Below are 20,681 nucleotides of genomic sequence, written 5' to 3'. Positions count from 1 at the left end.
AGGTGTATAAAGGTGTAAAAAGATGGTTATACTCCCAAACGTAATGAACAAGGACGTTTAGGAGGATATACATGTTTACGAAGAAGCAATTTATTACCTTACTTACTGTTGCTGCATTCGTTTTTATTATAATAGCTACTGTCTGTTTTCAAGTGGCATATCGCAAAGGGATTAGTGACCCTATAGTTAATCCTGATGCGGTCATTGAGACTTTTGACCCAGAAGAGCCTATTGTAGAAGTAGAAACAGAAGAAAGTAGTAGGATCTTACCTACAACTAAGATTACGGCAAAGTTACTTGATCAAGAAGGATACATTGTAGAAGAGCAAACTTTGAATACATTAAGCTTACTCAGTAAGACGATGGAAGAAGTACAAGCTCTTTTTAGAGATTATCAAATTGAGAAGTTTACACCAGAAGAGGTGATTCTTACAAGGCAAACTTACATTATCAAAGAAGCACCTTCTTTTGCTCTTGGTATAGAAAATGATCAAATAGGTATTGTGGTAGAAGGAAAAAACCCTTCATTTATTAATTTGGGTTTAAGTACAAGAGATTTTTCAATGCGTACAGTAGATCTTATTTCTAATCAAAGTATTCAGCTAACAATAGAACAAAAACGTAAACTAGAAAAAGATGCTTATTATATAGAAGAAATTTTACAAAATTATAGTGAGTAATCTAGAAGGGGGACAATATAAGTGTACCCCTTTTATTTATGAAAAGGCAGGGGAGTTGTACTCTGAAAGTTTCTTTAGGGAGAACTTAAAAATAGTGAAGTATTTTTAGGTCTTAGGAGCAGAAACAAAAGGTGTACAGTTCAACTGCCTTTTTGTAAAATTTGAAATACCCCCTTTGTACTTGCAAAGGTCATTAAATACCCCTACAATAAAAGACAAAGAAAGGATGACTAACTAACATGAGGGATATAGCCATTATTGGTGGCGGTGCATCTGGTCTTGTAGCAGCAATCACTGCAGCAAGGTTAGGCGCTAAAGTCACTATTTTTGAAAGACAAAACAGAATAGGTAAGAAGATATTAGTAACCGGTAACGGTAGATGTAATATAACCAATATAGATATGGGAGCAGAGCGTTTCCACACAGCAAGCAAGAAAGACTGCTATCAGCCTGTTGTGAGTAAAAATGTAGAGACTACACTTGCATTCTTTAAAACACTTGGCATTGAAAGACTTATAGAAAAGACAAAAGTCTACCCAGCTTCAGAGCAAGCAAGTAGTGTAGTAGATGTTCTACGTATGGAAGTAGAACGACTAGGTATAGAGGTTTTAGTAGATACTAAAGTGACGAAACTTAAACCAGAAGGCGTAAAGTGGAATGTCTTAACAGAAGCTAATGACAAGTATACTTTTGAACGCATCATCGTAGCAACGGGAGGACTTGCAGCACCACAGCTCGGTTGTGATGAAACAGGTTATGGTTTATTAAAAGCTTTAGGACACCATCAAGTCCCAACACTTCCAACACTTGTTCATATTGTATCACCAACAAAATACTGTAAGATGATGCAAGGCATGCGTTTTAAAAGTGAAGTCAGTATTTTGGTAGAGGGCACAAAGGTTCGTACAGAAAGAGGAGAAGTGCTCTTTACTGAAGATGGTTTATCTGGACCACCGATTTTTCAATTAAGTCGTATTGCAGCAGATAGTTTCGCGAAGAAGCAAGCATGTGAGATTCATATGGACTTTATGCCAGAGGCAACTAAGGAAGATTTAGTAGCAACGATTTACGAACGTATAGGTAATGGGGCACATAAAACAATAGAGGAACTTTTTATAGGTTGGTTAAATAAGCGTGCCGTTATGGCAATTATTAAACAAGCTGATGTAGGAAGCCCAGTTGCACCATGTGAAAATTTAGACTATGAAATGGTAGAAGCATTAGCTGAGACCATGAAAAAATTAGTGTTTGAAGTTAAAGGCACAAGAGGATTTAAGTTTGCACAAGCTACAGTTGGTGGTATTACTTTAGATGAAGTGAATTTAGAAACGATGGAATCTTTAAAGGCACCAGGCCTTTATATAACAGGAGAAGTACTAGATGTAGATGGTGATTGTGGTGGGTATAACTTACAATGGGCATGGTCTACAGGCCTTGTAGCGGGCGAATCTGTCGTACAAAATTAGAACAAAAATTAGAAAGCTTGAGGAAACAAATATGATTCGAGTACAAGACCTTTCTCTCACTTTAAAAGAAGATGAAAGTGTATTAAAAAATAAAATAGCAAAAAAGCTTCGTATAGGAGAAGCAGATATTCAACAGTATCGTATTTTTAAAAAAGCGATAGATGCACGTAAAAAGCAAGATATAAAAATTGTTTATACAGTAGATGTAGAAACAAAAAAAGAAAAAGAACTTCTTAAGAAGTTTTCTAATTTAAAAACACCAGATCTTAATTATTATTATCCAGAAGTAGGAGATAAAGTACTTAAGCATCGTCCAGTTATAGTTGGTAGTGGACCTTGTGGTATGTTTGCGGCACTTATACTTGCTCAGATGGGATATAAGCCTATCGTCATTGAACGTGGAAAAGCAGTTGATGCACGTGTGCAAGATATAGAAGCTTTTTGGAAAGAAGGCAAGTTTAGTCCAATCTCTAATGTTCAATTTGGAGAAGGTGGGGCAGGAACCTTTTCAGATGGAAAGCTTACTACACAAATTAAAAATGTTCGTTGTCATAAAGTACTTGAAGAATTAGCTAGGTTCGGTGGACCAGAAGAAATTCGCTACAAAAACAAACCACACATTGGAACGGATGTATTAAGGGATGTTGTTAAGAATATTCGTCATGAAATTGAAAGGCTTGGTGGAAGTTACCGTTTTGAAACTAAACTTACAGCACTTCGTATTGAAGAAGGTGAGTTGAAGGCAGTACAAGTCAATGATAATGAGTGGATTGAAACAGAGGTTTGTGTACTTGCATTAGGACATAGTGCAAGAGACACATTTAAAATGCTTTATGAACACAGTGTGAATATGGTTCAAAAACCTTTTGCTATGGGGATGCGTATTGAACATTTACAAGATTGGATCAATAGCTCTCAGTATGGTGACACCCATAAGGATGATCCAAAGCTAGGTGCAGCAGAATACAAGCTTGTACATCATGCAAGTAATGGACGTGCAGTATATACATTTTGTATGTGTCCAGGCGGCTATGTTGTTGCTTCGGCTTCAGAAGAAGGTATGGTTGTTACAAACGGCATGAGTGAATATGCACGTGATGCTGTAAATGCTAATAGTGCAGTCCTTGTTAATATTAGTCCAGAAGATTTTGGCTCAGAGCATCCATTAGCAGGGGTAGAGCTTCAAAGAAAATTAGAAGTATTAGCTTATGAGCTAGGAAATAAAACTTACAAAGCACCTCTTCAACGCGTAGGTGATTTTATAGAAGGTAAAATAACGACAGAACTTGGCATTGTGAAGCCAACTTATGAACCAGGTGTAGTTTTTAGCAATTTACGAGAAGCAATTCCTACATTTATGGGAGAAGCTATTGTAGAGGCACTCGGTGTATTTGGTAAGAAAATCAAGAACTTTGACCATCCAGATGCTATATTAACAGGATTTGAAACAAGAAGCTCTTCACCTATTCGTATAAGACGTGATGAAGCTTATGAATGTAATATTAAAGGAATTTATCCAGCAGGTGAAGGTGCAGGCTATGCTGGTGGTATTACATCAGCAGGCGTAGATGGTATAGAAGTAGCTGAAGCTATTATTCAAGTGTATAAGCCTTTTAGCAAGGCATAGGTTATAAATAGAGCATAAGGGTGATAAGCTATAAACGTAGAATAGGATGAGGATGGGAGGAAAAAGATGTATAAAGCAGACTATCATATGCATACAGCGATGTCTACAGACTGCAACACAAGTATTGAAAGTCAAATAGAAACAGCAATACAAAAAGGAATGGATGAAATAGCAATAACAGACCATTTTGAAATGGATTTGGTAGAAGGCAAATGGAATCTATCACCTCATGTAGACGAATACATCCAAACACTACAAGGCTATAGAGAAAAGTATAAAGATCAAATTTCTATACGTATAGGTGTGGAAGTAGGCTTTGAAACTCGCTATAAAAAAGAAATTGAAGCACTTCTTCAGGATAAACCCTTTGACTTTATTATTTGTTCAACGCATACATGTGAAGATACAGAACTTTTTTATGGCGAATATTTTATAGGGAAAACTTCAGAGGAAGCTTATAGAGGATACTTTAATCATATAATCGATACATTAGAGCATTTTGATAACTTTGATGTTTACGGGCATTTAGATTATATTAGTCGCTATGGTGAATATGAAGTGAAGTATCTAGATACACAACTTTATAGGGAACAAATTGATAAAATCTTAAAATACCTTATTAAGAAGGAAAAGGGGTTAGAGATTAATACTTCAGGTATACGCTATGGACTAGGGCATTTCAATCCACAAATCCCTATATTAAGGCGTTATTTAGAATTAGGCGGTAAGATAATCACAATTGGTTCAGATAGTCACCAAAATGAGCACGTAGCTTTTTTGTGGGAAGAAGCAGCTAAAATGCTTAAAAATATAGGTTTTACACACTATACAACTTTTGAAAAACGTAAACCGATTTTTAGACAGTTATAAAAGGAATATCTTTAAAACTCGAACATTTTAACGTGTAAATTAAATTTTGTTTGAGTTTGAGATGTGTATTTGTTATAATATAATCATGAATAGACAAATATGAGGTGGACGAAGATGCAAAACGATATCGCACGTGTTTTACTAACAGAAGAAGAACTTCATGAAAGAGTAAAAGCATTAGGTGAAGCCATTACGGCTGATTACAAAGGAAAAGAACTACTTGTAGTTGGAATTTTAAAAGGGTCTAATGTTTTTATGAGTGATTTAATTAGACAAATAAATATGCCTTTAAACATAGATTTTATGATTGTTTCAAGTTATGGTAATGCTACAGAATCTACAGGTGTAGTTAAAATTATGAAAGATATTGAACAAAGTATTAGTGACAAACATGTACTTATTGTTGAAGATATTATTGATAGTGGCTTAACACTTAAGTATTTAACAGAAATGCTTAACACAAGAAAGCCAGCTAGCATTAAACTTTGTACACTTTTAGATAAACCAGCAAGACGTAAAGAAAATGTAGATGTAGATTACATTGGTTTTGAAATGCCAGATGAATTTATTGTAGGTTATGGTATTGATTATGCTGAGTATTATCGTAACTTACCTTTCGTAGGAATCTTAAAACCAGAAGTCTATGAAAACAAATAATAAATAAGTATAAGAAAAGAATCTTGATGTCAAACTAACTCTAGTTAGGATTAAACATTAAGATTCTTTTTGTTTTATCATTAAAAATCTATCAAAATAAATTTTTAACAACAAATAATAATTATTAGTTGATTATCTATAAGAGATGTAATATAATAATGGTGAGCAAAAAAGAACTTCTAAGGGAGGTTTAAACTATGAAAGTTATTGTAATTGGATGCACCCATGCAGGGACTGCAGCTATTGTAAATACTAAAAAACTCTATCCAGATGCTGAGGTAACAGTTTATGAAAGAAATAACAACATTTCTTTCTTATCTTGTGGTATTGCCCTTCACGTTGCTGATGTAGTAAAAGATCCAAAAGGACTTTTCTATAATTCACCAGAAGGATTAAGTGAACTTGGCGTTGTAACAAAGATGGAACATGACGTTATTAAAGTAGACGTGAAAAATAAATGTGTAGAAGTAAAAGACTTAAACACAGGTGAAACATTTGAAGACACATACGATAAACTTATCGTTACATTAGGTTCTTGGCCAATCGTTCCTCCAATCCCTGGCATTGAACTTGAAAATATTGTACTTTCTAAAAACTATAACCATTCTCAAGCAATTATTGAGAAAGCTAAACAAGTAAATCGTATCGTCGTAATCGGTGCGGGATACATTGGTGTAGAATTAGCAGAAGCTTTTGAAATTCTTGGGAAAGAAACAGTACTTATTGATGCTGAAACACGTATCATGAGTAAATATTTAGATGCACCATTCACAGATAAAGCAGAAGAAGCTTTTACAGAGCATGGTGTAAAACTTGCAACTGGCGAAAAAGTTGTACGTTTTGAAGGAACAGATGGCAAAGTAAATGCTGTTGTAACAGATAAAGGTACTTATGAAGCAGATTTAGTAGTACTTTGTATTGGATTCAAACCAAACACTACATTATTACAAGGTCAAGTAGATATGTTACCAAACGGTGCAATCATCATTGATGAATATATGCACACAAGTGTAGAAGATGTATTTGCAGCAGGGGATTGCTGTGTAGTTAACTACAATCCAGCAGGTGAAAGCCGTTATATCCCACTTGCAACAAATGCTGTACGTATGGGAACTCTTGTTGCAATGAATTTAGTTCAACCAACTTTAAAATACATGGGTACACAAGGTACATCAGGTATTAAGATTTATGATTATAATATTGCTTCAACAGGTCTTACAGAAGAAGCTGCAAAAGCAACAACTGATTTAAAAGTACAATCTGTAACAATTACAGATGCTTATAGACCAGAATTCATGCCTACTCATGAAGAAGCAATGATCAAACTTGTATATGAAGAAGGAACACACCGTGTACTTGGTGGTCAAATTCTTTCTAAATATGACTTAACACAACTTATGAATACACTTTCAGTAGTGGTTCAAAATAACATGACGGTAGAAGAGTTAGCAATGACAGACTTCTTCTTCCAACCACACTTCAATAAACCATGGAGTCTATTAAACTTAGTAGCATTAAAAGCACTTGAAAAATAAACGTAAAAATAATGTCAATAACCTTATACTCAACCTAACATATAATTCCTAAACTTATAGATATATAAACCATTCCAAATTTTAAATATCAAAAAGTGCTTTTATGAAGGCCTTATCCAATATTCTTATCTCATGCAGTCGTTCCACTCATGTGCTTAAAGAATTGGGTAAGGCCTTATTACATATAAAAAAGGAGCTGTTGCTAACTGCAACAGCTCCAATCTATATATTCTCTCATCAACAAATCTCTTTAAAGCTTACAATGCTATCTATATTGATATAAATGATTTTACCAGATCCTATTGCCATGGCCTTTACACATTTTTCATCTACATCCAAAATACATGCAGGACCTCGTTTGTGAGTAAGACATAACATAACCTTTTTACCAATTAACCTACGGAGCTCAGAGGCCATAGAACATTCACATGGGTGATGACATGGTCTTCTATCACATGGTCCATATAAATTTTCAGGTCCTTTATTACAAGGACATTCACATGGGCAAGGATTAAGTGGTGGTACTGGCCTGCAGGGTGAATATACATTTTCAGGATCACAGCAAGGTCTATGAGGCCTTCCACAAGGTGGTGTACAATGACAGGGTTCACATCCACAAGGTTCCTCACAACAAGGCATAGGCCTTGAAGGTGGGCAAGGATTAGGCCTGCCAAAGCAAGGTTCACATCCACAAGGTTCTTCACAACAAGGAATAGGTCTTGGAGGTGGGCAAGGATTAGGCCTACCAAAGCAAGGTTCGCATCCACAAGGTTCCTCGCAACAAGGAACAGGTCTTGGAGGTGGGCAAGGATTAGGCCTGCCAAAGCAAGGTTCGCATCCACAAGGTTCCTCACAGCAAGGATTAGGTCTTGGGCGTGGACAAGGTCTACTACAAGATGGTTGGCATTCCCAAGATTCCTCATAGCAAGGAATAGGTCTTGATGGTGGGCATGGAGCAGGTCTACCAAAGAAAGATTCATCATATGCATCATAATCTCTACGATATGCACTCATTTTCAATCCTCCTAACAACAACAAGGTTCAATAAAGTCAATATGACACATATTGAAGATTTTAATGTTCCCAGAACAAATCTCTATAGCTTTTACATAGCTAGGTGTAATATTGCATATGAAAACCTTGTAGCGGCAGTTGCCACTATGGATAATAGCTTTTTGACCAACAAGATGGCATAGACTATCTGAATAACAAAATGACATAAACATTCCTCCCATAAAACATAATAGGGAAATTTTTTATCTCTTTCTATAAATTCCCTACTATAGGCTATGCCCTATTGCGACAGAATGTGACAGAAGTGTTGTATAATTTATTCAAAAAAATGAAGGGAATGGGAATAATATTTTGCATATGTTTTAAGTTTAAGTATGGTATAATCCTAGGTATAGATTTATACAGGGATTTATTTATAACGTATGTGAAGGAGTGATGAATGTGAGTGAATACCAAAGCACAAGAAACAGGGATATAAATATTACATGTACAGAAGCAATTTTGCAGGGGATTTCTAAAGAAGGTGGATTATTTGTGCCAAAGGCATTACCTAAAATGGACTTTACTTTAGAAAACATATTAGAATTTGACTATCAAACATTAGCTTATCGTGTGATGCGTTTATTCTTTGATGATTTTAAAGTAGAAGATTTAAAGGAATGTATTAATAAAGCTTATGATGAAAAATTTGATACATCAGTAATTGTACCATTAAAAACTATTCCATCAGCGCACTTTTTAGAGTTATTCCATGGTCCAACATTAGCTTTTAAAGATATGGCTCTTTCTATTTTACCTTATCTTATGACCACAAGTAAAACTTATCAGCAAGAAGATAAAGAAATTGTTATTTTAACCGCAACATCAGGAGATACGGGTAAAGCTGCTTTAGAAGGATTTGCAGATGTTGTAGGTACAAGAATTATTGTATTCTTCCCAGAAGATGGTGTAAGTGATGTACAAAAGCGTCAAATGACTACACAAAAAGGTGACAATACTTTTGTTGTGGGAATTAAAGGGAATTTTGATGATGCGCAAACAGGGGTTAAACAGATTTTTGCAGATGCAGAACTTGAAAAAGAATTAGCAGAAAAGGGTTATGTGTTCTCTTCAGCTAACTCTATCAATATTGGACGTCTTGTACCTCAAGTAGTCTACTACTTCTATGCATATGGTCAACTTGTAAAAGAAGGTAGTATTAAGGTTGGGGAGCCAATGAATGTAGTTGTACCAACAGGTAACTTTGGTAATATTTTAGCAGCCTACTATGCAAAAGAAATGGGTCTTCCAATACATAAATTTATCTGTGCATCCAACAAGAATAAAGTACTGACAGATTTCTTTGAAAAGGGGATCTATGATAGAAGACGTGACTTCCATATTACCAACTCACCTTCAATGGATATTTTAATTTCTAGTAACTTAGAACGCTTCCTGTACCATATGAGTAATGAGAATGCTGAACTTGTAAATGAATTAATGGGTGCACTTAAAGATCAAGGCATGTATGAAATTCCAAAAGATATGAAGCAAAATATGGGATTATTTGCAGCAGGTTATGCAGATGATGAAGTAACAGCAAAGACAATTAGAAAAGTTTACGATGAAGAAAATTATTTAATGGATACACATACAGCTGTTGCTTATGCAGTCTATGAGGATTACAAAAATCGTACACAAGATATGACACCAACCGTGATTGCATCTACAGCAAGTCCTTATAAATTTACAGGAAGTGTTATGGGAGCAATAGACAACCAGTATAAAGCACAAGATGATTTCATCTTATTAAAAGAGATGGAAAAACTTTTAAATGAAAAAATGCCATCGACTATTCGGGATCTAGAAACTATGGAAATTAAGCATAAAACCATATGTGAAGTAGATGAAATGAAGCAAGTTGTAAGAGCGTTCTTAGACTGAGCTTTTGTGTGAGGGCTTGTAAAATACCATAAAAATGTGCTATTGTATTAAGGATAGGTTATAAAAAATAGGTGTAGTAAAAATGTCGAAAATAATGTATAATAGATATGCTTAATCAAGACGTTTATGCTATAGAAAATAGTACTAACATACGTTAAAAGAAAAAGGAGAGTTATTGATTATGACATTATATCAACAATGGGACAATTATGGTGAAGATGCGAAAGCACGCTCAACAGAAGAATACAAAAAAGTAGTTGAAAGATATTTAACAATGGAAAGAAACGTATATGCTGAAATTCTTTCAGATATAGAAACAATCGTTGAAGGTACAGTAGCTGACCTTGCTAAACGTTTCAATATGACAGAAGTAGAATTCGTAGGTTTCGTAGATGGAATCAATGAAAGTCTTAAAGCTGGCACATACGATTTAGATACTTTAACAGCAGAATCAACAGTAAGATTAGAATTTGATCTTAAAAAATTATACTGGAATATGCTTGATGCTCAAGCTGATTGGTTATATAACTTACCACAATGGGAAAACCTTCTTACAAAAGAAGAACGTCAAGAAGTTAAAAGAGACTTCAAAAAATCAAAAACAGTTGTTATTGGTAAAAAAGTTGGACGTAATGACGCATGCCCATGCGGTAGTGGCAAAAAGTACAAACAATGCTGCATGAATAAATAATAACTGCCTCTGGGCAGTTATTTTTTTAAAATGGTTTTTAGATAAGGAGAGAGTAGAATGGATATCATTTGGTCATATTGCTTAGTAGCAATTATTACACTGGTACTTGTTATCATCAGACTTATTAATAATAAGATCTTGAAAAATTTTATGGAAGAGTATCCAAGTGGTAAGAAATATGTAATCTTTAAGAAAGACTTTTTCTTTACTGTAGCTAAAATTGCAACCATATGTACAATTATTATTAATGTTATGACCGTATATGGTCATAGCCGTTTAAATGTTTCAAGTATTGTGATGACAATTCTACTTATTACAATGTGCTTATTAAGTGGCATGAGCTTTGTCGCTTTAAATGAAGACAAACATTTTAATATTTCTGGATATGAATTAGAAGAATCTAATATTAAAGATATTAAAATTAAAGAAGGTAAAAGAAAAGTAACTTGTACCATACTTTTTAATGAAGAGATGAATGGTTATCAAGGAATGGAATTTTATTTATTCGGTAAGAATAGACAACTTTTCATTGAGCAAATAGAACAAATTTAAAAGAGAAACCTTAGAAAAGGTTTCTCTTTTTTTTGTTTTTATTTATTAATAGGGAAAAAATGGAATATATAACTGTATAATAATAATAGACTAATTAGAAAATGCGAAGATAAATTAGTAGTTTTTGTTAAAAATGTCTAATTAACAAAAATACCACTTTCTTTTTTTTTATATGGTGATAGAATAAAGAATGTGATATATAATGAATGGTGATTCATAAAAAGAATAAATGGACAGTAAGGAGTGAAAGGCATGGAAGATATTATAAAAGAGATCATTAAAATCGATTCCAATGCACTTGAAAACAAGAAGCAACAGGAAAGTCGGATTAATGAACGTAAAGCCTACTATGAAGCCCAGATGGAAGCATATGAAAAGGAACGACTGGCGAGTGCGAAAGAGAAGGCGGAAGAAACATATCAGAGTGTCATAAAAGCTGCCGATGAGCAATACAAATTTGAAGAAGAGAAAGCTAAGAAACAGGTTCTTCTTATTGAAAATAAATATTTACAAGTGGAAGGTCCCCTACTTGAACAGGTGTTTAACAAACTTTTTCTAGTGGAGGCGTAATATGAATGCTTATGCATCTTATAATGCAATTAATAGCAAGTTGCATACAAGAAAGAAAAATTTATTGACACGAGAAGATTGGAACAAGGTGCTAGATTATACATCTGTTGCACAGTTTACTGAGTTCCTTAAAAAACGCTATGGATATAGTGTTCACCTAGACAATAACAAGCCAGAAGATATTCATCGTGGTGAACTTGAAATGATCTTAGAGCGTTATGTAGTAGGTGAAATAGAAAAGATGCTTCATTATTTTTCAGGACCATACAAAGACTTTGTAAAAGCATTACTTTTGCAATATGACATCAGTGACTTACAACTTATATTACGGGCGATTGCAAGAAATGAAAGTATTAATGATTTTCAAAGACACTTTGTACATTCAGAAGCACATACTAAATTATCCTATGATAAGCTGATCGCATGTCAATCCGTTGCAGGATTCGTTGAAGCACTTAAAGGTACGGTTTTTTATGAAGACTTAAAAACAATGACACAAGAAGATGTAGTGACACGCGAATTCCATATGGAAATGAAACTTTATCTCCTGTACTATAGGCTATTGATGAAAAAAGCTGAAAAACTTAGTCCAAATGACTACAAGGTGGTTAAACAAATTATAGGACTTAAGATCGACTGCTTAAATATTCAATGGATTTATCGTGGAATGAAGTATTATGACATTTCGAGAGAAGAAATTATGGTTTATAGTTTGCCAGGAGGAAACATTTCTTATAATGGCCTCAAAAAACTAGTTTATGCTAAGTCATTAAGCGAATTCGAAAGCTTAGCAGAAAAACATTTAAAGGCTGATGTATTCAGCAGAAGAGGGGATATCCTGTTAGAGAGAAATATGGATAACGTCATTTATGAGACGATTCATAAAATAAATGATGAAGATTCTATTGCACTCGCTCTTAGATATATTTTTGTCTTAGAAATTGAGACTCAAGACCTTATAGCTGTTACAGAAGGCATCCGTTATGGTCTTGATAAAGAAGAGATTAAAAAATACCTTGTTTATACATTATGATGAGTGGAGGAACAGTAGATGGCTATTGAAAAAATGGTCTTGCTCAATCTGGTAGGCTCACTCGAAGATGAGCATGCAATATTAGAAGAGTTAGTACTCAGTGAAAGTATTCACCTAAACTTAGAACATAATGATGTATATGACAATAATTATATGGTTCATCAATATGAAGCAATGATGCCGCAAGATGCACTACCTGTTATTGAAAATTATGCACATATGGAAGCAGATTATGGTGAGATGCTTGAAGAGGTTAAAACCATCGCAAGTGGTATGGGACTTACATTAAAACTAGATAAAGTCAATGTGGGGCGCAAGTACCAGTTAGCTGAAGCAAAGAGTGATTTAGTAAACTTAAAGACAGAACTATGGGAGAATATAGAGGCTGTCAATAATAAAAAAGCACGTCTTAAAGAGCTTCAAAACTTCAAGCAAAAAGTAAGTTGTATTAAAGATCAATGGTGTAATTTTAATGATTTACATGATCTTAATTATTTTGATTTCCAAGTAGGGATGTTATCGTACGATAATAAAATCCAAATTAAGAAAAACTATGAAAATATCAGTGCAATTGTACTAAAGATTGGGGATATAGAAGATTCAAGAGAAGATATCTACTTGGTTCTTTATCCAAAGCAATTTAAGAAAGAAACTAAAAGATTGCTTAAATCTTTAAACTGGACACCACTTAGAATACCAGATGATATTATTACAATGCCTGGTACTTTAGTTGAGTCAACAACAGAAAAAATTAATGAAATTCAGAATGAAGTAGCACAAATTGAAAAAGTACTTCTTAACAATCTACAAATCAAAACCTTAGCATTAAATAAGATTTATACAAGAATTAAGATTGAAGAAAAGATACTTAAAATAAAAGAAGAAATTGTTCATGGTAATAACTTGTTTGTGATGAATGTCTGGGTGAGTAAAAAAGACCAGCTTCATATTGAAGAAAAAATTGGAGATATCACAGATAAATTTGTTGTTATAGCCAAAGATGCAAATGAATTAGATAAGAAAGTGATTCCACCAACAAAATTAAAAAATAACTGGCTGTTTAAGCCGTTTGAAATGATTGTAGAGCTATATGGCCTACCATCTTATCATGAAATAGATCCAACACCATTTTTAGCTATTACATTTATGCTTATGTTTGGGATTATGTTTGGAGATATTGGTCAAGGATTTATCTACTTCCTAGCAGGAATTTTGATTGCTAAGAAGAGCAAAGTGGCTGGAGGTATTTTAACAAGACTTGGACTAAGTTCTATTACCTTTGGTTTTGTCTATGGTAGTTTATTTGGACTTGAACATGAACAACTCCCTTGGTTGCCACATATTGTAGGTAGCCCACTTTCAAAAGTTAATATTATGCCTGTTCTTATTTCAGGTGTTGTATTTGGGGTAGTAGTACTTTCAGTTTCATATATCATTGGAATTATCAATTCACTTAGAAGAGGTGACATTGAGGATGGTATATTTGGTAAGAATGGTATCGCAGGATATATTTTCTTTATGGGATTTGTAGGAACATTGGTTGCAATCTTTAAACTTATCCCAGTATCACCTTTTGTACCGCTAGGTATTATGGCACTTATGCTCATTATTATGATATTAAAAGAGCCACTTACCAACATGATCAAAAGAGAAAAACCATATATTCATGGTGAAGTAGGATCTTACTTTATTGAAAGTATTTTTGAAGGTGTTGAAACTATCTTAGGTGCTTTGAGTAATGGGATTTCATTCATCCGTGTAGGTGCTTTTGCACTTAACCATGCTGGATTATTTATGGCATTCTTAGTAATGTCAGAGATGACAAGTAGTTTTATATTAAAATTTATTATTTTAATTATTGGTAATATCTTGATTTTAACCCTTGAGGGCTTAGTTGTATTTATACAAGGTCTAAGACTTCAATACTACGAAATGTTTAGTAAGTATTTTACAGGTGACGGCGAAATGTACGCACCAATTAAAATAGAAGATTAATAAATCAATATAAGGAAACACGAAAAGGAGACATTTAAAATGGAAATTATGGTTATTTTAGCAGCAGTAATTGCAGTAAGTACAATTGGTTATGGAGTTCGTATTATGCGTCAAAATAAAAGAGTAAATTTAAAACATGCAACAACAACTTCACTTTCAGCTTTCTCATTTGTTCTTGCAGGTGCATTTGTATTTATGTTAATGAGTAGCCCAGTATTTGCTGCAGAAGCAGGAACAGCGGCAGCTACAGTAGGTGCTTCATTTGGTGATGGTCTTAAATATGTTGCAGCAGCTTTAAGTACAGGTCTTGCAACAATGGGTACAGGTCGTGCGGTAGGTGCAGTAGGTTCTTCAGCAATTGGAGCAGTATCAGAAGATTCATCTATCTTAGGTAAAACATTAATCTTCGTAGGTATGGCAGAAGGTATCGCAATCTACGGTATGATTATTTCTATCTTAATTCTTTTTGTATAAAAATCTTTTTAGAAAAGAGTAGAAGCTATGAAATCTTTTTTAATTAGCGATAATAGAGATACCTGGGTAGGTATGCGCTTAGCAGGTATAGGAGGAGTCATTGTACATGAGAAAGAAGAACTCCTTGAAGCGCTACAGACTGCAATGAAAGATGAAGAAATTGGTCTTGTCATTGTCACAGAACGTACAATGGATTTAGCAAAAGAAGAGATTATGGATATGAAATTAAAAGTAGCAAGACCTCTTATAATGGAAATTCCAGATAGACATGGAACGATGCGCAGTGAAAATGCCATTACCAATTATATAAGAGAATCAGTCGGTATTCGTATATGAGGTGAAAACAATGGTAACTATAGAGCAAAAATTATCCTTATTTTCTAAGCTGCTCCAACAAGATATCAAAGCAGAAATCGGTGAAAAAATCGAAGGCATGGAAAAAGAATATGCAGAGATTATGTCTGAGCACAAGCGCAAAGTTGACAAAGATGCAGATGATATAATAGAAAATGCTAGAAAAAAAGGTGAAATTAAAAGATTAGAATTAATCAGTAAAGCAAAAATGCAAACTAAAAAGCAAACAATGCTTACTAAGGAAAAATATATTGGTGTATTTATGGAACACCTTAAAGCACGTGTTGTGGCATTTAAGGCAACACCTGAGTACAAGAAGTTTTTAGAAAATAGCATGAGTAAATTAGATGATTTAAGAAGTTATGATACAGACTTTGTTCTTTATATGACAAAGGAAGACCAAGCACAATATGGTGAATATGTATTAACTCAACTTGAAGCAACTGGTATAAGTAGAGATAAATTTACACCAGCTGTTAAAGAGGACAGTATGATCGGTGGGATTATTTTAGATAGTCCGCTAAAAAATCTTAGAATTGATTTATCTATTGCTACATTAATCGATGACCACCGTGATGAAATCGTAGAGATGCTCTTTCAAGCTATTGGAGAGGTTGGTGGACTAGATGAGTAAGGCAGTAGGAATTGTAGAGCTTGTCAACGGCCCTGTTGTTGAAGGAAGCAAAATGGCAAGTTTTAAAGTTAATGAAATGGTAACAGTAGGTAGACAACAATTGATTGGTGAAGTTGTATCTCTTGAAGGAGATGCGGCAACTATCCAAGTTTATGAAGAAACAGAAGGACTTAGAGCAGGAGAGGAAGTGTACCCAACAGGTGCACCTCTCTCACTGACCTTAGGACCTGGGATGCTTGGAAATATGTTTGATGGTATTCAAAGACCACTTAAACAAATCGAAAAAATCTCTAAAAACTTTATCCCAGAAGGTATAGGTCTTCTTTCTATTGATCCAACAGCACCTTGGGAAGTTAAAGTTGTTGCCCAAGTAGGTGATGTGCTTACACCGGGTGGGATTTATGCAACAGTTCAAGAAACACTTAGTATTGAACATCGTTTAATGGTACCACCAAATCTTTCAGGTAAAGTTATCGAAGTCAAACCTAATGGTATTTATACTTTAAATGATACAGTTGTAAAAATAGAGACAGAAGCTGGAGAGGTACATGAGCTAACATTGGCACAAAAATGGCCAGTTAGACGCCCAAGACCTATCCAAAAACGTATTCCAATTTACAAACCACTGATTACAGGACAACGTGTTATTGATAGTTTCTTCCCAGTTGCAAAAGGAGGAACAGTTGGTCTTCCAGGAGGATTTGGTACAGGAAAAACAGTCACACAGCATCAGCTTGCAAAATGGTCTGATGCAGATATTATTGTTTACATTGGTTGTGGTGAGCGTGGTAATGAGATGACTAACGTACTTGAAGAGTTCCCAGCACTTATTGACCCACGTACCAATAGACCACTGATGGAACGTACGATCTTGATTGCTAATACTTCTAACATGCCAGTAGCAGCCCGTGAAGCAAGTATTTATACAGGTATTACAATGGCTGAATACTTTAGAGATATGGGTTATGACGTTGCAATCATGGCTGACTCCACATCTAGATGGGCGGAGGCACTTCGTGAAATCTCAGGTCGTCTTGAAGAGATGCCAGCAGAAGAAGGTTATCCAGCTTATTTACCATCAAGACTTGCTCAGTTCTATGAACGTGCGGGGTGTGTAACAACACTTAATAATAAAGAAGCATCGGTTACAATTATCGGAGCGGTATCCCCAGCTGGTGGTGACTTCTCTGAGCCTGTTACAGAAAATACAAAACGTTTCGTAAGTGCGTTCTTAGCCCTTGATAAAAAACTTGCTTATGCAAGACACTATCCTGCTATCAACTATCTAACAAGTTATAGCGGTTATGTAACCATGCTAGATGAATGGTATCGTGAAAATGTATCACCAGAAATGCTTCCACTTCGTGCAAAGATGATTCGTTTACTTCAAGAAGAAGAAAAGTTAAATGAAATTGTACAATTAGTAGGGGAAGATGTTCTTCCAAATGACCAACATCTTGTACTTGAGATTGCAAGAACAATCAAGAAAGGTTTCCTACAACAAAATGCGCTCCATAAAGACGACACCTATGTGTCATTAGAAAAGCAATATAAAATGTTGCGCGTTATTGACACTCTTTATACAAGTGCACTTGCTTGTGTAAAGAAAGGTATACCTTTATCTACAATTAGGAAAGAAAGAGTCTTTGATGATGTTGTGAAGATGAAATATGATGTGCCTAATGATCAAGTTTATCTTCTTGATGAGCTTGAGAAGAAAATTGTGGACACTTATAGAAGCTTAAGGGAAAAATATGAATAACAGTTAGGATGGTCAAAATGAGAAAAGAATACTTAAAATTAGAGCGCGTAGACGGCCCTCTTATTGTTCTTTCAGATATTCAAGATGTTTCCTATGGTGAGATTGTCAACATCAAAGTAGATGGAGGCCAAGAAACTCGTAAAGGGAAAGTCATCAAAATAGAAGGGGATAAAGTAATTATCCAAGTCTTTGAAGGAACTGCAGGTATCTCTACCGATAATACTTCTGTACAATTTACAGGAAAACCTCTTGAAATTCCTCTTTCAAAAGAAATTTTAGGAAGAACTTTTAATGGGGTAGGCGAACCAATTGATGGTGCGTATCAAATTGTTTCAAATGTAAGAGCCAATACAAATGGGCGACCTATTAATCCAGTAGCACGTAAATACCCAAGAAACTTTATTCAAACAGGTATTTCAGCAATAGATAGTTTAATGACACTTATTCGTGGTCAAAAGCTTCCAATTTTCTCAGGAAACGGTATTGCACATAATGAACTTGCTGTACAAATTGTAAAGCAAGCTAAAATTGAAGGGGCCAATGCAGATAACTTTGCTGTTATCTTTGGTGCGATGGGTGTGCGTCATGATGATGCAAGCTATTTCATTCGTAGCTTTGAAGCAGCAGGTGTACTTGATCACGTTGTTATGTACCTTAATATGGCAGATGACCCTATTGTAGAAAGGATTTCTACACCACGTTGTGCTTTAACAGCGGCAGAGTATTTAGCTTTTGAACATAATATGCATGTACTCGTTATCTTGACAGATATGACAAGTTACGCAGAAGCACTCCGTGAAATTTCTTCTACACGTGAGGAAGTACCTTCACGTAAAGGTTATCCAGGATACCTTTATAGTGACCTTTCTACCATTTATGAACGTGCAGGCATGTTAGAAGATAGGGATGGTTCTATTACACTTATTCCTATCCTTACTATGCCAAATGATGATATTACACATCCAATTCCTGACCTTACAGGGTTCATCACCGAAGGACAAATCGTTCTAAGCCGTGAACTCAACCAAAAAAATATTTATCCACCAATTGCTGTTTTACCATCACTTTCACGTTTGATGAAAGATGGTATTGGGGAAGAATATACAAGAGAAGATCATGCGGATCTTTCAAACCAAATCTTCTCTGCCTATTCAAAAGTTCAAGATATTCGTGCCCTTTCACAAATTATAGGTGAAGATGACTTAAGTGATATAGACAAACTTTATTTACAATTTGGTCGTGAATTTGAAGAAAGCTTTGTGGCACAACGACCAAATGAAAATCGTTCAATGACAGAGACATTAGATTTAGGTTGGGAAATTTTATCTATCTTACCAGCGAATGAACTTGATCGTATTCCACAAGATATGATTAAAAAATACTATAAAGCTCGTAAGGAGTAGATGTTATGGCACTACTTGTAGCACCAACCAAATCCAATTTGATTAAAGCAAAGTCCTCACTTGAACTTTCACAAAAGGGTTTTGAACTTTTAGATAAGAAGCGTAATGTACTCATTCGTGAGATGATGCTTCTTGTAGATAAGGCAAGAGATATTCAAAATAAGATTTATGATATATTAGATGAAGCTTATGCAGCACTCCAAACAGTGAATATTACAATGGGGATTGCTCAAGTAGAAGATATCGCAAGAAGTATTCCAAAGGACGAAAACTTTGAGATCCTTTTAAAAAGCGTTATGGGTGTAGATATTCCTACTGTTAAATATGATAAAGCACCTATATTTCCTACTTATGGGTTTCATAACACTAATCCAGCATTAGATAGAGCATGTGAACAGTTTAGAGAAGTGAAATATTTAATGTATGAAGTAGCAGAAATTGAAAACTCCATTTTTAAGCTTGCTAAAGAAATTGAGAAAACTCAAAAACGTACCAATGCACTTCAACATATTCAGATTCCTAAATACAAAGAACAAGTGAAATATATTCAAGAAGTTCTTGAAGAAAAGGAACGTGAAGATTTCTTTAGACTTAAAAAAATTAAGAAATAATAAGAAAAATATTACTTTAATTTTTCCCTTGCAAAAGAGGAGAGAAGTGATATAATAAAGATAACTTAAATGACTCCTGTAATGTTCGAGACCCTGTTATTTTGAACCTACAATTTACGTTCGGGAGACGATATCGCGCTATGAAGCAAATGTTAGGCCGCAAGCTAATTCCCTTTGGGCAGCGGACAACAGGACTTCAATAGCTAGTTTCCCACCTAGCTAAGCTAGGGCGTCAAAATACCAGGAACGGCATTTTGGGACAAAGTTGAAAATCAAGCACTAACCAAACGGTTAGTGCTTTTTTGCGTACCTAGAATAAGTGTTTCATTTTAGTGTTTATAATATACTAAAATATTTAAAATAAATATTGACGTAACCTCTTAAACTGACTATGATGAAACTAGATAAGAAGGGGGAGAAATAGCAGTGGATCACCAAAAGTATTATTTCAAAAAAACTATAAGTTTGTGCATGATTTTATGTATGCTATTCTCTTTAGGACTTGGCATAAAGCAGTTACAAAGCTTAAAAATAGAAAAGCAAGATTTCAGGCATCAAGTCTCAAATGTAGTAGAGTGGGAGTCTATGAGTGTACCTGTTATAAGTAGTATGAGACTTACAATGATGAGGCAAGAGGTGAAAATAGACCGCATTGAGATCTTACGGATACTATTACAAAGTATTCAAGTGCAACTGTGCTATTTATTATATATGAGAGTAATATTGATAGGATTTGTAATCAGTAGTTTTATTAGAATTATTTCTTACATACATCATAAGGATGGACCAAAAGGGTTTATTTCTCCAATTTAAATTAATATATTTTAAAA

The 20,681-nt window shown here is 34.5% G+C and carries 21 protein-coding genes; 19 read left to right on the top strand and 2 right to left on the bottom strand.

The window, feature by feature from the left end; genetic code table 11:
* The first annotated feature begins 71 nt into the window (after positions 1-71).
* The 6 genes from BN2390_RS17290 (at position 72) to BN2390_RS17265 (ending at position 6,835) form a co-directional block, all read left to right on the top strand.
* Positions 72-680 carry a hypothetical protein gene (locus BN2390_RS17290; protein ID WP_053985557.1) on the top strand — a complete coding sequence of 203 codons (609 nt, stop codon included), beginning with the start codon at positions 72-74 and terminating at the stop codon, positions 678-680.
* Between the two features lie 239 nt (positions 681-919).
* On the top strand, positions 920-2,146 hold the full coding sequence (locus BN2390_RS17285) for a BaiN/RdsA family NAD(P)/FAD-dependent oxidoreductase (RefSeq protein ID WP_053985556.1): 1,227 nt from the start codon (positions 920-922) through the stop codon (positions 2,144-2,146).
* A gap of 31 nt (positions 2,147-2,177) precedes the next feature.
* Complete coding sequence (locus tag BN2390_RS17280) at positions 2,178-3,773, top strand: NAD(P)/FAD-dependent oxidoreductase (protein WP_053985555.1); 1,596 nt, start codon at positions 2,178-2,180, stop codon at positions 3,771-3,773.
* A gap of 66 nt (positions 3,774-3,839) precedes the next feature.
* Positions 3,840-4,643 carry a histidinol-phosphatase HisJ family protein gene (locus tag BN2390_RS17275; protein ID WP_053985554.1) on the top strand — a complete coding sequence of 268 codons (804 nt, stop codon included), beginning with the start codon at positions 3,840-3,842 and terminating at the stop codon, positions 4,641-4,643.
* Positions 4,644-4,757: 114 nt separating this feature from the next.
* Positions 4,758-5,300 (top strand): hypoxanthine phosphoribosyltransferase, encoded by a 543-nt coding sequence (hpt, locus tag BN2390_RS17270; protein ID WP_053985553.1) that lies wholly within the window; start codon positions 4,758-4,760, stop codon positions 5,298-5,300.
* A gap of 197 nt (positions 5,301-5,497) precedes the next feature.
* On the top strand, positions 5,498-6,835 hold the full coding sequence (locus BN2390_RS17265) for an FAD-dependent oxidoreductase (RefSeq protein ID WP_053985552.1): 1,338 nt from the start codon (positions 5,498-5,500) through the stop codon (positions 6,833-6,835).
* Between the two features lie 237 nt (positions 6,836-7,072).
* Here BN2390_RS17265 and BN2390_RS17260 read toward each other — a convergent pair whose 3' ends face one another.
* On the bottom strand, positions 7,073-7,849 hold the full coding sequence (locus BN2390_RS17260; RefSeq protein WP_053985551.1) for a hypothetical protein: 777 nt from the start codon (positions 7,847-7,849) through the stop codon (positions 7,073-7,075).
* A gap of 11 nt (positions 7,850-7,860) precedes the next feature.
* Complete coding sequence (locus tag BN2390_RS17255) at positions 7,861-8,055, bottom strand: hypothetical protein (RefSeq protein WP_053985550.1); 195 nt, start codon at positions 8,053-8,055, stop codon at positions 7,861-7,863.
* Positions 8,056-8,290: 235 nt separating this feature from the next.
* Here BN2390_RS17255 and thrC point away from each other — a divergent pair, with 235 nt between their 5' ends.
* The 13 genes from thrC to BN2390_RS17190 all read left to right on the top strand — a co-directional run bounded on the left by thrC (position 8,291) and on the right by BN2390_RS17190 (position 20,664).
* Positions 8,291-9,772 carry a threonine synthase gene (gene thrC / locus BN2390_RS17250; protein WP_330373811.1) on the top strand — a complete coding sequence of 494 codons (1,482 nt, stop codon included), beginning with the start codon at positions 8,291-8,293 and terminating at the stop codon, positions 9,770-9,772.
* Between the two features lie 181 nt (positions 9,773-9,953).
* A complete protein-coding gene (locus BN2390_RS17245) occupies positions 9,954-10,463 on the top strand; it encodes an SEC-C metal-binding domain-containing protein (protein WP_053985548.1) in 510 nt (169 codons plus the stop codon).
* Between the two features lie 57 nt (positions 10,464-10,520).
* Entirely contained in the window at positions 10,521-11,015 is a 495-nt protein-coding gene (locus BN2390_RS17240; RefSeq protein ID WP_053985547.1) for a hypothetical protein, read from the top strand.
* 252 nt (positions 11,016-11,267) lie between these two features.
* On the top strand, positions 11,268-11,585 hold the full coding sequence (locus BN2390_RS17235) for a hypothetical protein (RefSeq protein ID WP_053985546.1): 318 nt from the start codon (positions 11,268-11,270) through the stop codon (positions 11,583-11,585).
* Between the two features lies 1 nt (position 11,586).
* On the top strand, positions 11,587-12,618 hold the full coding sequence (locus tag BN2390_RS17230; protein ID WP_053985545.1) for a V-type ATPase subunit: 1,032 nt from the start codon (positions 11,587-11,589) through the stop codon (positions 12,616-12,618).
* Between the two features lie 18 nt (positions 12,619-12,636).
* Positions 12,637-14,613: a V-type ATP synthase subunit I gene (locus BN2390_RS17225; RefSeq protein WP_053985544.1), complete on the top strand. Its 1,977-nt coding sequence runs from the start codon at positions 12,637-12,639 to the stop codon at positions 14,611-14,613.
* A 39-nt stretch (positions 14,614-14,652) separates the two neighbouring features.
* The gene (locus BN2390_RS17220) at positions 14,653-15,087 is read left to right on the top strand and encodes an ATP synthase subunit C (RefSeq protein ID WP_053985543.1); all 435 of its coding nucleotides are present in this window, start codon (positions 14,653-14,655) and stop codon (positions 15,085-15,087) included.
* A 27-nt stretch (positions 15,088-15,114) separates the two neighbouring features.
* Positions 15,115-15,423, top strand: a complete 309-nt coding sequence (locus BN2390_RS17215) for a V-type ATP synthase subunit F (RefSeq protein ID WP_053985542.1) — start codon at positions 15,115-15,117, stop codon at positions 15,421-15,423.
* Positions 15,424-15,433: 10 nt separating this feature from the next.
* On the top strand, positions 15,434-16,075 hold the full coding sequence (locus BN2390_RS17210) for a V-type ATP synthase subunit E (RefSeq protein ID WP_053985541.1): 642 nt from the start codon (positions 15,434-15,436) through the stop codon (positions 16,073-16,075).
* Positions 16,068-17,837: a V-type ATP synthase subunit A gene (locus BN2390_RS17205; RefSeq protein ID WP_053985540.1), complete on the top strand. Its 1,770-nt coding sequence runs from the start codon at positions 16,068-16,070 to the stop codon at positions 17,835-17,837. The genes BN2390_RS17210 and BN2390_RS17205 overlap by 8 nt, the downstream gene beginning before the upstream one ends.
* A gap of 17 nt (positions 17,838-17,854) precedes the next feature.
* Positions 17,855-19,240 (top strand): V-type ATP synthase subunit B, encoded by a 1,386-nt coding sequence (locus BN2390_RS17200; RefSeq protein ID WP_053985539.1) that lies wholly within the window; start codon positions 17,855-17,857, stop codon positions 19,238-19,240.
* Between the two features lie 5 nt (positions 19,241-19,245).
* On the top strand, positions 19,246-19,851 hold the full coding sequence (locus tag BN2390_RS17195; RefSeq protein ID WP_053985538.1) for a V-type ATP synthase subunit D: 606 nt from the start codon (positions 19,246-19,248) through the stop codon (positions 19,849-19,851).
* 426 nt (positions 19,852-20,277) lie between these two features.
* Positions 20,278-20,664, top strand: a complete 387-nt coding sequence (locus tag BN2390_RS17190) for a hypothetical protein (RefSeq protein WP_053985537.1) — start codon at positions 20,278-20,280, stop codon at positions 20,662-20,664.
* Positions 20,665-20,681 lie beyond the last annotated feature (17 nt).

The sequence above is a fragment of the Niameybacter massiliensis genome (genome assembly GCF_001282685.1).
In the GTDB taxonomy this organism is placed as follows: Bacteria; Bacillota; Clostridia; order Lachnospirales; family Cellulosilyticaceae; genus Holtiella; species Holtiella tumoricola.
The sequence above is the reverse complement of the archived record's forward strand: the minus strand, read 5'-3'. Positions and strand labels throughout refer to the sequence as shown.

What these genes read in the sequence shown, in the direction of transcription:
- BN2390_RS17290 (WP_053985557.1), top strand. Translation starts at nt 72, where the DNA reads ATGTTTACGAAGAAGCAATTTATTACCTTACTTACTGTTGCTGCATTC.
- BN2390_RS17285 (WP_053985556.1), top strand. Translation starts at nt 920, where the DNA reads ATGAGGGATATAGCCATTATTGGTGGCGGTGCATCTGGTCTTGTAGCA.
- BN2390_RS17280 (WP_053985555.1), top strand. Translation starts at nt 2,178, where the DNA reads ATGATTCGAGTACAAGACCTTTCTCTCACTTTAAAAGAAGATGAAAGT.
- BN2390_RS17275 (WP_053985554.1), top strand. Translation starts at nt 3,840, where the DNA reads ATGTATAAAGCAGACTATCATATGCATACAGCGATGTCTACAGACTGC.
- hpt (WP_053985553.1), top strand. Translation starts at nt 4,758, where the DNA reads ATGCAAAACGATATCGCACGTGTTTTACTAACAGAAGAAGAACTTCAT.
- BN2390_RS17265 (WP_053985552.1), top strand. Translation starts at nt 5,498, where the DNA reads ATGAAAGTTATTGTAATTGGATGCACCCATGCAGGGACTGCAGCTATT.
- BN2390_RS17260 (WP_053985551.1), bottom strand. Translation starts at nt 7,849, where the DNA reads ATGAGTGCATATCGTAGAGATTATGATGCATATGATGAATCTTTCTTT.
- BN2390_RS17255 (WP_053985550.1), bottom strand. Translation starts at nt 8,055, where the DNA reads ATGTCATTTTGTTATTCAGATAGTCTATGCCATCTTGTTGGTCAAAAA.
- BN2390_RS17245 (WP_053985548.1), top strand. Translation starts at nt 9,954, where the DNA reads ATGACATTATATCAACAATGGGACAATTATGGTGAAGATGCGAAAGCA.
- BN2390_RS17240 (WP_053985547.1), top strand. Translation starts at nt 10,521, where the DNA reads ATGGATATCATTTGGTCATATTGCTTAGTAGCAATTATTACACTGGTA.
- BN2390_RS17235 (WP_053985546.1), top strand. Translation starts at nt 11,268, where the DNA reads ATGGAAGATATTATAAAAGAGATCATTAAAATCGATTCCAATGCACTT.
- BN2390_RS17230 (WP_053985545.1), top strand. Translation starts at nt 11,587, where the DNA reads ATGAATGCTTATGCATCTTATAATGCAATTAATAGCAAGTTGCATACA.
- BN2390_RS17225 (WP_053985544.1), top strand. Translation starts at nt 12,637, where the DNA reads ATGGCTATTGAAAAAATGGTCTTGCTCAATCTGGTAGGCTCACTCGAA.
- BN2390_RS17220 (WP_053985543.1), top strand. Translation starts at nt 14,653, where the DNA reads ATGGAAATTATGGTTATTTTAGCAGCAGTAATTGCAGTAAGTACAATT.
- BN2390_RS17215 (WP_053985542.1), top strand. Translation starts at nt 15,115, where the DNA reads ATGAAATCTTTTTTAATTAGCGATAATAGAGATACCTGGGTAGGTATG.
- BN2390_RS17210 (WP_053985541.1), top strand. Translation starts at nt 15,434, where the DNA reads ATGGTAACTATAGAGCAAAAATTATCCTTATTTTCTAAGCTGCTCCAA.
- BN2390_RS17205 (WP_053985540.1), top strand. Translation starts at nt 16,068, where the DNA reads ATGAGTAAGGCAGTAGGAATTGTAGAGCTTGTCAACGGCCCTGTTGTT.
- BN2390_RS17200 (WP_053985539.1), top strand. Translation starts at nt 17,855, where the DNA reads ATGAGAAAAGAATACTTAAAATTAGAGCGCGTAGACGGCCCTCTTATT.
- BN2390_RS17195 (WP_053985538.1), top strand. Translation starts at nt 19,246, where the DNA reads ATGGCACTACTTGTAGCACCAACCAAATCCAATTTGATTAAAGCAAAG.